Here is an 11,694-nt window from a genome sequence, read left to right on the forward strand (position 1 = left end):
GCATTCATTCGGTCAGTCGACGCAATTGTTCGACTACATAATCCTGCTGCTGATCACTTAGCAACGGGTACAGCGGCAAGCTGATGGCCTCGGCGTAATAGCGTTCGGCCTCGGGAAAATCGCCCTCGGCAAAACCCAGATCACGGTAGTAGGGCTGCAAATGCACAGGAATATAGTGCAGGTTTACGCCGATCCCGGCGGCACGCAAGCCTTCGAACACCTGACGGTGGCTGAGGCCGATGCGATCGCTCTGCAAACGAATCACATACAGATGCCACGCCGATTGCGCCTCGGGCTGAGGGCTGGGCAGCGTCACCGGCAAGTACGCCAGCAGACGATCGTAACGCGCCGCCAGCGCCCGACGCCGGGCGATGAAATCGTCCAGCTTGCCCAGTTGCGACAGGCCCAACGCCGCCTGCAAATCGGTGATGCGGTAATTGAAACCCAGCTCGACCTGTTGGTAGTACCACGGCCCATGACTGGATTCGGTCATTTGCTGCGGATCACGGGTCATGCCGTGGCTGCGCAGGCGTTGCAGGCGCTCGGCCAGCTCCGGGCGGTTGGTCAACACCATGCCACCCTCGGCGCTGGTGATGATTTTTACCGGGTGAAAACTGAACACGGTCATCGCCGCGAACTCACCGCAACCGACCGGACGTCCGGCGTAACTGGCGCCGACGGCGTGCGAGGCATCTTCAATCACGGTGAAGTTGTAGCGCTCGGCCAGTTCGGCAATCTTGCGCATGTCGCAGCTCTGCCCCGAGAACGCTACGGCTACCAGCACTTTCGGCAATGTGCCGTCCTGTTCGGCCTGATCGAGCTTCGCTGAGAGGGCGAAGGCATCAAGGTTCCAGGTCAGCGGATCGATGTCGACGAAATCGACTTCGGCGCCGCAATAGCGTCCGCAATTGGCCGAGGCGAGAAAGGTGTTCGGCGTCGTCCACAACCGATCACCCGGCCCCAGGCCTGCGGCCAGACAGGCAATGTGCAGCGCCGCCGTGGCGTTGCACACCGCGACGGCGAAGTCAGCCTGGCAACGCTCGGCCATTGCCTGCTCGAAACGCTCGATGCTCGGCCCTTGGGTCAGCCAGTCCGATTGCAGCACCTCGACGACCGCATCGATGTCTGCCTGATCGAGGCTCTGCCGACCGTAGGGAATCATACCGAGAGCTTCGCGTGCAGATCGGCGATCTGGCCGACCGAGAGAAAATGCGGGTTGGTGTCGGAGCGATACTCGAAATCTTCGCTGACGACACGCCCCTGCTCACCGAGTCTGTCGACGGCGAAATCGACATCGACACTGGTGAAGCGAATCGACGGCTGGATGGTGTAGTGATCTTCGAACTCAAGGGTCATCCGCGCATCGTCCAGCGGCACCATCAACTCATGGAGCTTTTCACCGGGTCGAATGCCGACGTTCTTGTGCGGCAAATGTTCAGCCATACCGCGCGCCAGATCGACGATGCGGATCGACGGGATCTTCGGCACGAACACTTCGCCGCCGTGCATCCGCGCAAAGCTGTCGAGGACGAACTGCACGCCGTGGTCGAGGGTGATCCAGAACCGCGTCATGCGTTCGTCGGTGATCGGCAACTCTTGAGCACCGTCGGCGATCAGCTTGCTGAAGAACGGCACCACCGAACCGCGCGAGCCGGCCACGTTGCCGTAGCGCACCACGGCAAAACGGGTTTCCTGCTCACCGGCAATATTGTTGGCGGCGACGAACAATTTGTCCGAGAGCAACTTGGTCGCGCCGTACAGATTGATCGGGCTGGCGGCCTTGTCGGTGGACAGCGCGACAACTTTTTTCACGCCGTTATCGATGGCGGCGGCGATGATGTTCTCCGCGCCGTTGACGTTGGTGCGGATGCATTCGGTCGGGTTGTATTCCGCCGCCGGCACTTGCTTCAACGCCGCGGCATGCACCACGTAGTCGATGCCGCGCATGGCCTGACGCAGACGATCGGCGTCACGCACATCACCAATGAAGTAACGCATGCACGGCGCGTTGAACGTCTGCTGCATTTCGTACTGCTTCAGCTCGTCGCGGGAGAACACCACCACGCGCTTGGGCTGATATTGCTCGAGCAGTCGGGCGATGAATTTGCGCCCGAACGAACCGGTGCCGCCGGAGATGAAAATTGATTTACCGTTGAACATAGGTTGATTCCTGTCCGGCACGCTTAGGCGAGCAACTGTGCCCAATTGATCGAGGCATTTTCACCCAGAGTGAAACCTTTGCCGGTCAAGGCCAGGTTGGCGTTGTAAGCCGGATCCTGCGCGAAGACGCCGCTCCATTTTTCACGCAGTGTCGCCAGTGCTTGCGGCGCCTGCGGCAGCTCACCGGTATGCAGCACCTGCACCAACGGCGTCCACACGGTGAGGTAACCGGCCTGACCGGCCTTGAGGCACAGGTCGACATCGGCATAACCCTCGGCGAACGTCACTTCATCCAGTCCGCCAAGGGCGTTGAACAGCTCTTTGCGCGCCATCAGACAGACCTTCGACACGGCCGAGTAATTCTGCTCGACAGTCAAACGATGCATATAGCCGTGTGCCGCGTGTTTTTCGCCGATGAAGGGCGAACCCACGCCATCGTTCAGGCCGAGAATCAGACCGGCCTGAGCAATCTTGCCGTCGCGATCGACCAGTTTGGCACCGACGATACCCACTTCCGGACGCTGGGCGTGGTTGAGCAGCGAATCGATCCAGTTCGGGTTGACGACTTCACTGTCTGCGGCCAACAGCACCAGATACTCACCCTGAGCCTGCTCGCTGGCGGCGTTGTACAGTGCGACTTCGCTCAGCGGCTGATCGGCACGCAGCACATTGACCTTGGCGTGGCGCAGCGTGCCAAGCCAGTCGTTGACCGCTGCCGATTGATTGGCGTTTGCCGCCAGCAACACTTCATAACGACTGTAACGGGTTCTGAGCAACACGCCTTCCAGGCAGCGACGCAGCACCGCAAGATCGTCGATGACCGGCACAATGATCGAAACCATTGGCTGTTCGGTGTGACGGTAATCGATCTGCCAGGTACCCGGCACCGTCGATGTGACCTTGGCCTTGTAGCCGCGATTACCTAGATGACGCAGCAACGCCTGGCGTTCATGGGCATTTTCTTCAAGCTCCGCCGCCCGAGTGATCAGCAGCGGCTCGTCGAGGTGCGCCAGGCCGTCAAGGCCACCCTGCTCAATGATGCGCAGCAACAGGTCAAATTCCAGCGCCTTACTGAAGTCAGCCTGATAACCGCCGGCTTCGAGCAAGACTTCACGACGGATCAACCAATGACGCGCCATCAGTGACGGCACGCTTTGCAGCAGATCCAGATTGAAACCGGGGCGGAACACGTCAACCAACGCGCCATTGTCCTTGCGCTGGACCTCGTCGGTGGCGACGGCACGCACCCCCTCGGCGGACATCAATTCCAGACTGGCGCGCAACAGGCCGCTGGCGGTGAACTGATCACCCGCCTCACCCAGCAGCAACCAATCGCTTGGCGACTGCTGAGCGGCCTGGTTGAGCTTGTCGACAAAGTTGCTTTGGGAGACTCGAACAAAGTGCAGCGTGTTTTGTGCAGTAGTCGCGGCCGGTGCTTCGCCGGTGGTGAACACGACAATCCTGAACGCTTTGCAGTGACCTTCGAGCAGGCTGTCGAGCGACACCTGCAACTTGTCGATGTCGTTATCCAGGTCGAGCAGGAAAATACCGAACTGCGGGCCGCCGCCTTCAGTCGCCAGATGCCGGCCAATCGACTCAAGCTGTTCGTTCGCCGGCGCGCGAGCCACCAGCCACTGCAACAGGCGGCCGGACTTCATTTTGCCGAAGACCGGCTGATGATCGTCGACCGTCAGCGTTTCGAGACGGGCAATCCACTCGTGCATGGCTTGCGCGGCGCTCTCGTCACCGACAACGTCCAGTTGCGCCGCCAGACGTTTGACCACAGTCTGGTTGAAGGCGTTGAGATCATGGGCCTGCCACAACCGGTCAACCACACTTTCCGGCGTGTCGTTATTGCGCGCCTGCAACAGGTGCGCCTGACGGGCCCACACGCCTTCCAGCCCTTCCAGTTGCATGCGACCGGCCGGCAGCGCGTGCAACATGAATTCGAACTGCTCCAGACGATCGAAGAATGCCTGGTTGTAAAACGGCATTTCGACATACTGCAGCGGGCCAAAACGACGATCTGGCGCCTTCAACGCCTGGTTCCAGGTCGATTCGAAAATCAGCTCGGCAGTCAGCGCACGCCCGGACTTCAGGCTGTCGGCCATCGCCTCGAAACTTTCCAGGGCAAAGGCCTTGGCCTGCGCGATATCCAGCCCTTCGATAGCGGTAGGCAGCGAGACGAGGAACTCGGCAAAAGCCTCTCGTTCGGCGACCGACTTGGCATCGACGTAGGTCAGCGAGTGATACACGTCGGTATTGTGCTCGGAGACGCCGTAGTTGATCTCGCGCACCACATAAGGAATCGGCAGGATGCGGGCCTTGGCACTGGCCAGCAGGTAGTAGACATGTCCGATTTCCTGCCACTGGAAATTGGTCCCCGGCGGCAACGCCGAATGCCAGTTTTTCATCAGGTCAGTACGGGTTACCGCGTAGAACGGCGGGATGTACTGGCTCATGTAATCGAGGACACGATCCTGCGCGCGCTCGGACGCATAGTCTTCCTGGACTTTCTTGTCGCGGCGGTAGTAGTTCACGCCATGAGCCAGTGACAGGTACATCAGGCAATAGCCGTGGCACATGCCGTAGTCAGGGTTGGCATGCAGGAAGCCGACGGACTCTGCCAGTGAATCGTGCAGGATGAAGTCGTCGTCGGCCGCCAGCACCATGTATGGCGTGGTCAGATGCTCGACACCATAGGCCAGTTTGGCCTGCATGCCCCAGTAGGCGAACTGCGGGACATGGTGGTAATCGACGGCGCAGAAGTCGCCTTCAGGTCGTTCGAGGGTCGAATCGAGCACCATGATTCTGCAGGACAAGCTGCTGTAATACTTCACCGCCCGGCGCAGGAACGCCGGACGATTGTGAGTAATCAGCACCACCGTCAATAGCTCGTTGAGCGGTAGCGCCAGTTCAGAACTGTACTTGCCTTGCATAACTTCTCTCCACAACCGGCGACTCGCCGAAACAACGCTTGGTGATGTTGCGAATTAACGGACGCGACGCAGATAGCCGTCCGGCGCCACGGTGATCAACAGCTTGTTCTGCAACTGCTGGTCGATCTCGAAATCCTGGTTCTCTTCGAGGTATTTCCACACAGCGGTTTTCGGGTTGTCGCCCGGGCCCCACGGACGATCCGGGAAGAAATCGGCCGGCATGTCTTCAACCACGGTGTCCATGACCACGCAGTAGCTGTCGACCGACACCAGCGGTGCGTACAGACGCAGCTCTTCCAGTACGTGATCGTGGGTGTGGTTGGAGTCGAGTACCAGAATGACTTTCTTGCCTTTGGCCGCAGCCTGCACCTGGGCGGCAATGCCGGCGTCGATGCTCGAACCTTCGATCATCTTGATGCGCTTGGCCATCGGGTGGCTTTCGATCGCTTCGCGGTTGTGCGGGCGAATGTCGAGGTCGATGCCCAGCACTTCGCCGTGGCCTTGCAGCTCCAGCAACGAGGCGTAGTAGATGATCGAACCGCCGTGGGCGATGCCGCACTCGATGACCAGATCCGGTTTGACCTGCCAGATGATCTCCTGCATGGCCATCATGTCTTGTGGCAGCTGGATGATCGGACGACCCATCCACGAGAAGTGGTAGCTGTACTTGTGCTTGGCCGATTCGTTGAAGAAATCGCGGGCCAGGCCGGTGAGTTTCTGGTCGTCACCCTGCAGGGCAATCTGTTCCCGGCACTCGGCTTCGAAGGCTTGGTTGATGCTGTTGTCGGTCATTTTAATAATCTCAAGGGTCACTGAAACGAAGCGCTGTCGACGGCGTGATAGACGTAGCGTCCACCGGTCATCCGCTTGATCTCTTCGAGGTAATTGGAATTCATTACAAACAGGTTGGCGCCTTCGGGCAACGCGTCCATCGCCTCTTGCGGCGAGGACACCCGCGCGCCGCTCAACGGCAGATAACGCCCCTGCTTGGCCGGGTTGATATCCACCACACGGTCCACCGCGACACCGGCACGTTGCAGGAACAGCGAATAGATCACGCCTTTGGACGAAGCGCCCCAGATCGCCGAACCCTGCTCGGGGGCGGACTGAATGATCTGCACGGCGCGATCGAGGCTGGCGGTGAAACCGTCAGGCAGGCTCAGGCGCGGCACCGGTTGATCCGGAGTCAGGCGCAAGGTCGACAGGTCGGCGACGATGTACAGGTATTGGCCACCGAACAGGTGACCGGCCTCGTGCACCGTGCCAAACAGCCGGCGCAGGTCATCGAGGCGAAAATAATTGACGTGTTCGTAGAACAGGTCGAACCAGGCTTTGTGCTCAAGAATCCAGTCGAAGCACGGCACTTCGATGTAGATCTGCCCGCCCTGATTGGCGTTGGCGATTTCGGCGAGAAAGCTCAGCGGATCCTGAATATGCTCCAGCACATGGCGCAGGACGATGGCGTCTGCCGCCAGCCCGAGACCACGGGTGAACGGCGCCTTGATCACGTCTGCGTTTTCGCCTTCGTACGCCGGGTCGATGCCGGTGATCGAATAACCGAGGCCCTTGAGCAGCTCAAGGAAATAGCCTTTGCCGCAGCCGACTTCGATCAGTTCCTGACCCTTGAAGTGCTTGGCGATGATGCCTTCGACGTCACTCAAATGCTTCTGGAACTGGCCGGAATGCGCCTGCTCGTTCTGATAATCGGCGTCGTAGCTGAGTTTGTCAGCGTCGAACGCGGCGTTGAAGATCAGACCGCTGCGCTCGTCCTGCACCAACAGCATGTCGGCACTGGCCGAGGCCTGCGCCGACGCGGGATCGGCAAAGGTGCGGTTCTGCAGCACCGGTAGGTCAGTAACCCGATACAACTCGTGCCTCATTGCGGCTCTCCCAGTAACTGTTGCAAACGCTCGGTCACCGCCCAGAACGCCAGCGGTTCGTGGGTTGGGTATGGGTAGTGGCCGAGGTTCAGATGCAGCGACACGTCGCGTTCGCGCAGGCGTTGTTCGACCAACGCGCGCACGGACACCGGTTGGCCGCTGGCGCAATTGATCACGCCGTTGAAGTCGGTTTTTTGCAGGATCGCGGCGAGGTAGCCGGCAGCGCGTTCAATCGGCAGAAAATCGCGCAACTGCTCACCGGCGGACATGTTGAACGACGCCTCACCGGCATCGATCGCCCGGTCCAGCGCGGCCAACAGACTGTTGGGGTTTTGCCCTTCGCCATGCAGATAGAACAGGCGCGCCCACTGCAAAGTGAACGGCAACTCCTGCTGCAGGTTTTGCAGAAACAGGTGCAGTGTGTGTTTGGCCAGACCGTAAGGATTGCTCGGCTTTGGCTCGGTGTTTTCGCTGAGTGGCCCGCTCTGCATGCCGTATTCAAAACAGGTGCCGGTGACCAGCACCTGCTGCACGCCCGCCTCGACCGCGCTTTTGATAAAGCGGTAATCGGCCATCAGGTTGTGTTCGAAATGGAACAGCGCCCGGTAGTTCGGCAAGCCCGGCCAGGCCAGATGCGCTAGTGCATCGATACCCGCGGTCAACGCGTGGATATCGAGATCGGCGGCGTGAATATCCGCTGCGATGAACTCGACGTCGTTGATCCACGGCATGCCTTGCGCCGTTTCTGGGTTGCGCGCCACGGCGCGGATTTCACAACCACGCGCCAGCAATGCGGCAACCAGATGCCGGCCGACAAAGCCTGTGGCTCCGGTGACCAGAACCTTCACAGCACTTTCAACTCAGGCACGGCGATCACGAAGCGGCCGTCCCACCGACGCACTTGCGCCAGTTGCTGACTGACTTCGTGCAGCAGGTTCCACGGCAGCACCAGCACGTAATCCGGTTTTTCGAGATCAATCTGCGCCGGCGCCACAATCGGAATGCGGCTACCCGGCAGGAACTTGCCCTGCTTGTGCGGATTGGCATCGGCGACCCAGGCCAGCAGGTCCGGTTTGACCCCGGCGTAATTGAGCAAGGTGTTGCCTTTGGCCGCCGCGCCATAACCGACCACACGTTTACCGTCAGCCTTGGCCTGCAGCAGAAAGCGCAGCAGTTCATGCTTGATGCGTTCAGCGGCGGGCGCGAGGGTCGCGTAGTACTCGGCGGTTTTCACCCCGGCATCCAGTTCGGCTTGCAACTGTTGTTGCACCGCCGCTTGTACCGCGCGGCGCTCGCCGTCCTTGCGCTGGACGAATACACGCAACGAACCGCCATGGGTGGTCAGTTGGCTGACGTCGAACACTTCCAGGCCATTGCGCTCGCACAATGTCTGCACGGCAGTCAGCGAAAGATAGGAATAATGTTCGTGATACAGCGTGTCGAACTGCGCGCCGGCCATCAGTGTCAGCAGTTGCGGGAATTCGAAAGTGGCCACACCGGTCGGCTTGAGTAGCGTCGCGAAACCGCCGAGGAAATCATTGATGTCCGGCACATGCGCGAGCACGTTGTTGGCCGCCATCAGATCGGCGCCCCAGCCTTCGGCTTGCAACTGCGCAGCAGTCTCACGACCGAAGAACAGTTCACGAATTTCCAGGCCTTTTTCCCGAGCCGCTTGCGCGGTGCTGCGCGTTGGTTCAACACCGAGGCACGGAATGCCCCGGCCCGCCACGTATTGCAACAGGTAACCATCGTTGGCGGCGACTTCCACCACACGGCTATCGGCGGTCAGGCCAAAGCGCTCGACCATCTCGGCGACATAGCGCTCGGCATGAGCCAGCCAGGTGCTGGAGAACGAACTGAAGTAAGCGTACTCAGCATCGAACAGGCTATCGGCACTGGTGTAATCCTCGGTCTGTACCAGCCAGCATTGCTGGCACACGGCGACCTTCAACGGCACCCATTGCTCGGCCTGTTCCAGGCGATCGGCGTGCACGTAGGCGTTGGACGGTGGCGAGGTGCCGAGGTCGATCAGCGGCAGGCTCAGCGGTGCGGCGCACCCACGGCAGTTCATAGACGCACTCCAGCAAAGTGTTGATCGAGCGCGGGATGGCTGGAATCACGCGCTGACAAATTATTGACAGGCAACGGCCAAGCAATCGCCAGCCGTGGATCGTTCACCGACAGACCGCCCTCGTGCTCCGGCGCGTAATCGACGCTGTGCAGGTAAAGCAGTTCGGCGTCCTCGGTGAGGGTCTGGAAACCATGGGCGAAACCGGCCGGGATCAACAGGCTGCGGCCATCGCCAGCCTTGAGGTGCTCGGCGTGCCAGTGCAGAAACGTTTCGGAGTCAGGACGCAGATCCACCGCAACGTCCCACACTTCACCGCGCAGACAGGTGATCAATTTGGCTTCCGGCGCATTGGCATTCTGATAATGCAGACCGCGCACACTGCCCTTTTCACGGGTGCAGGAATGGTTGATCTGACGGATATGGAACTCAGCGCCGAACGCACTCAGGCTGCCTTCGCAAAACAGCCGAGCGAAGTGCCCCCGCTGGTCTTCGAAACGTTTGTGCTGAACGCTGAACAACCCGGCCAGCGGCAACGCCTTCAGGGAAAACTCGCTCACAGCGCGCCTCGGTACAGGTTCAATTGGCCGAGGGTGACGCTGCGCATGTCATCGCCGTTCTGCCACGCCAGGTGCCAGTCGAGGGTCTGCGTCAGGCACTGCTGCAAGGTCCAGCGCGGCTGCCAGCCGAGTACCTGGCGGGCGCGGCTGCTGTCCAGACGCAGCAGGCCGGCCTCGTGCAGTTCGCTTTTCTCGATGCGCAAACCGCGCGCCTGCGGCCAGCGGCTGGCAAGCAATTCAACCACTTCGCCGACGCTGCACATGTCCGCTTCGCCCGGGCCAAAGTTCCACGCCCCGGCGTATTCCGGGCCCTGTTCGTAGAGGCCGGCGGCCAGTTGCAGGTAACCGGCCAGCGGCTCCAGCGCGTGCTGCCACGGGCGTACGGCTTGCGGATAGCGCAGGGTCACCGGTTCGTCGGCGGTCCACGCTTTGAGCACGTCGGGAATCAGTCGCTCAGGAGCGAAGTCACCGCCGCCCAAGACGTTGCCGGCACGCGCCGTGGCCAGGGCCAGACCGTGTTCGGCGTATTTGTCCGCCGGGAAAAACGACGCGGCATAAGACTGTGCGAGCAATTCACAGCAAGCCTTGCTGCTGCTGTAAGGATCGTGGCCACCGAGGGCTTCGTCTTCGCGGTACGGCCACAGCCATTCCTTGTTGGCGTAGACCTTGTCGGTGGTGACCAGCACGCAAGCGCGCACGCAACCGACCTGACGAATCGCTTCGAGCAGGTTCAGCGTACCCATGACGTTGCTGGAATAGGTCCCGAGTGGATCGCGATAACCTTCGCGCACCAGCGGCTGCGCGGCCAGGTGCAGCACGATCTCCGGCTCGGTATCGGCGATGATTTCCAGCAAGGCGCCCAGATCACGCAAATCACCACGCTGATCGTTGATGCCTTCGTGCACGCGCGCCAGTTCAAACAGGCTCGGCTCGGTCGAAGGATCAAGGGAGAAACCGCTGACTTGCGCGCCGAGGCTTTGCAGCCACAGGGTCAGCCAACTGCCTTTGAAACCGGTATGTCCGGTGACGAGAACGCGTTTGCCGCGCCAGAAATCCGCACTCAGGCCCATTGCTTCCATGGGGCCTCCCCGCTCTGCCACAGCGCTTCGAGATGGTTCTTGTCGCGCAGGGTGTCCATCGGGTGCCAGAAGCCTTCGTGCTCAAAGGCTTTCAACTGTTCGTCGGCCGCCAGACGCGCCAGCGGCTCGGCTTCCCAAGTGGTAGCGTCATCGGCGATGTACGGCAGCACTTTTGGCGAGAGCACGAAGAAGCCACCGTTGATCCAGCCACCGTCACCACGAGGTTTTTCGGTAAAGCCCAGCACTTGATCGCCTTGACGCTCAAGCGCGCCGTAACGACCCGGCGGTTGCACAGCGGTGACGGTCGCCAGACGACCGTGAGCTTGGTGGTAATCCACAAGCTGAGCGATGTTGATATCGGAAACGCCGTCGCCATAGGTGAAGCAGAACGCCTCTTCATCCTGCAGATAACGGCCGGCCCGCAGCAGCCGGCCACCGGTCATGGTTTCCTCACCGGTGTCAATGAGCGTGACGCTCCACGGCTCGCTGTAATTCTGGTGCACATCCATGCGGTTCTCGCGCATGTTGAAGGTGACGTCGGAGGTGTGCAGGAAGTAGTTGGCGAAGAAGTCCTTGATCGCATAGCCCTTGTAGCCGAGGCAGATCACGAAGTCATGAATCCCGTGGGCGGAATACTGCTTCATGATGTGCCAGAGAATTGGCTTGCCGCCGATCTCGATCATCGGCTTGGGCTTGAGGTGCGACTCTTCACTGATGCGCGTGCCGAGGCCACCCGCCAAAATAACTGCCTTCATCGTCTCCCCTCTTGTTCTACACCGGGCTGCGCGCCGCTTTCTTGAGCTTTGCGGGCCTTCTGGCTAAACCTTTTGCCGATCCGTGCGCCGCTGGAGTGACCGCGAGCGCTCGTTTTATGGCGATTTACAGGGGACTTGCAGGAAACGCGCCAGCTCCACAAGCCCCTCACCCTAACCCTCTCCCAAAGGGAGAGGGGACTGACCGTTGTGTTTGGGCGAGGTACGCCGACGTGCGATACCGAGTCGAACTCAG

General features: G+C 60.5%; 10 protein-coding genes. All 10 read right to left on the reverse strand.

The genetic code is table 11. The features are described from left to right. Positions 1-4: 4 nt before the first annotated feature. The 10 genes from pseC to rfbF are packed head-to-tail and all read right to left on the reverse strand — an operon-like array spanning position 5 to position 11,441. Entirely contained in the window at positions 5-1,162 is a 1,158-nt protein-coding gene (gene pseC / locus PMI23_RS14150; protein ID WP_007920071.1) for a UDP-4-amino-4,6-dideoxy-N-acetyl-beta-L-altrosamine transaminase, read from the reverse strand. Beyond that, the gene (gene pseB / locus PMI23_RS14155) at positions 1,159-2,160 is read right to left on the reverse strand and encodes a UDP-N-acetylglucosamine 4,6-dehydratase (inverting) (RefSeq protein WP_007920072.1); all 1,002 of its coding nucleotides are present in this window, start codon (positions 2,158-2,160) and stop codon (positions 1,159-1,161) included. The genes pseC and pseB overlap by 4 nt, the downstream gene beginning before the upstream one ends. A 23-nt stretch (positions 2,161-2,183) precedes the next feature. Next, positions 2,184-5,099, reverse strand: coding sequence for a TIGR00180 family glycosyltransferase (locus tag PMI23_RS14160; protein WP_007920078.1), 2,916 nt, complete (start codon positions 5,097-5,099; stop codon positions 2,184-2,186). A gap of 54 nt (positions 5,100-5,153) precedes the next feature. Next, entirely contained in the window at positions 5,154-5,891 is a 738-nt protein-coding gene (locus tag PMI23_RS14165; RefSeq protein WP_007920080.1) for a cephalosporin hydroxylase family protein, read from the reverse strand. A 17-nt stretch (positions 5,892-5,908) separates the two neighbouring features. Next, on the reverse strand, positions 5,909-6,979 hold the full coding sequence (locus PMI23_RS14170) for a class I SAM-dependent methyltransferase (RefSeq protein ID WP_007920082.1): 1,071 nt from the start codon (positions 6,977-6,979) through the stop codon (positions 5,909-5,911). After that, complete coding sequence (locus PMI23_RS14175) at positions 6,976-7,827, reverse strand: NAD-dependent epimerase/dehydratase family protein (RefSeq protein WP_007920084.1); 852 nt, start codon at positions 7,825-7,827, stop codon at positions 6,976-6,978. The genes PMI23_RS14170 and PMI23_RS14175 overlap by 4 nt, the downstream gene beginning before the upstream one ends. Beyond that, entirely contained in the window at positions 7,824-9,050 is a 1,227-nt protein-coding gene (locus tag PMI23_RS14180) for a class I SAM-dependent methyltransferase (protein ID WP_007920086.1), read from the reverse strand. The genes PMI23_RS14175 and PMI23_RS14180 overlap by 4 nt, the downstream gene beginning before the upstream one ends. Continuing rightward, a complete protein-coding gene (locus tag PMI23_RS14185; protein WP_007920088.1) occupies positions 9,047-9,607 on the reverse strand; it encodes a dTDP-4-dehydrorhamnose 3,5-epimerase family protein in 561 nt (186 codons plus the stop codon). The genes PMI23_RS14180 and PMI23_RS14185 overlap by 4 nt, the downstream gene beginning before the upstream one ends. Beyond that, a complete protein-coding gene (gene rfbG, locus PMI23_RS14190) occupies positions 9,604-10,686 on the reverse strand; it encodes a CDP-glucose 4,6-dehydratase (RefSeq protein ID WP_007920090.1) in 1,083 nt (360 codons plus the stop codon). Before rfbG ends, PMI23_RS14185 begins: the two co-directional genes overlap by 4 nt. Continuing rightward, the gene (gene rfbF / locus PMI23_RS14195; RefSeq protein ID WP_007920097.1) at positions 10,668-11,441 is read right to left on the reverse strand and encodes a glucose-1-phosphate cytidylyltransferase; all 774 of its coding nucleotides are present in this window, start codon (positions 11,439-11,441) and stop codon (positions 10,668-10,670) included. The genes rfbG and rfbF overlap by 19 nt, the downstream gene beginning before the upstream one ends. Positions 11,442-11,694: the final 253 nt, after the last annotated feature.

The sequence above is a fragment of the Pseudomonas sp. GM24 genome (assembly GCF_000282235.1).
Classification (GTDB): domain Bacteria; phylum Pseudomonadota; class Gammaproteobacteria; order Pseudomonadales; family Pseudomonadaceae; genus Aquipseudomonas.

Coding starts and splice junctions, on each gene's coding strand:
- pseC (WP_007920071.1), bottom strand. CDS start 1,162: ATGATTCCCTACGGTCGGCAGAGCCTCGATCAGGCAGACATCGATGCG.
- pseB (WP_007920072.1), bottom strand. CDS start 2,160: ATGTTCAACGGTAAATCAATTTTCATCTCCGGCGGCACCGGTTCGTTC.
- PMI23_RS14160 (WP_007920078.1), bottom strand. CDS start 5,099: ATGCAAGGCAAGTACAGTTCTGAACTGGCGCTACCGCTCAACGAGCTA.
- PMI23_RS14165 (WP_007920080.1), bottom strand. CDS start 5,891: ATGACCGACAACAGCATCAACCAAGCCTTCGAAGCCGAGTGCCGGGAA.
- PMI23_RS14170 (WP_007920082.1), bottom strand. CDS start 6,979: ATGAGGCACGAGTTGTATCGGGTTACTGACCTACCGGTGCTGCAGAAC.
- PMI23_RS14180 (WP_007920086.1), bottom strand. CDS start 9,050: ATGAACTGCCGTGGGTGCGCCGCACCGCTGAGCCTGCCGCTGATCGAC.
- rfbG (WP_007920090.1), bottom strand. CDS start 10,686: ATGGAAGCAATGGGCCTGAGTGCGGATTTCTGGCGCGGCAAACGCGTT.
- rfbF (WP_007920097.1), bottom strand. CDS start 11,441: ATGAAGGCAGTTATTTTGGCGGGTGGCCTCGGCACGCGCATCAGTGAA.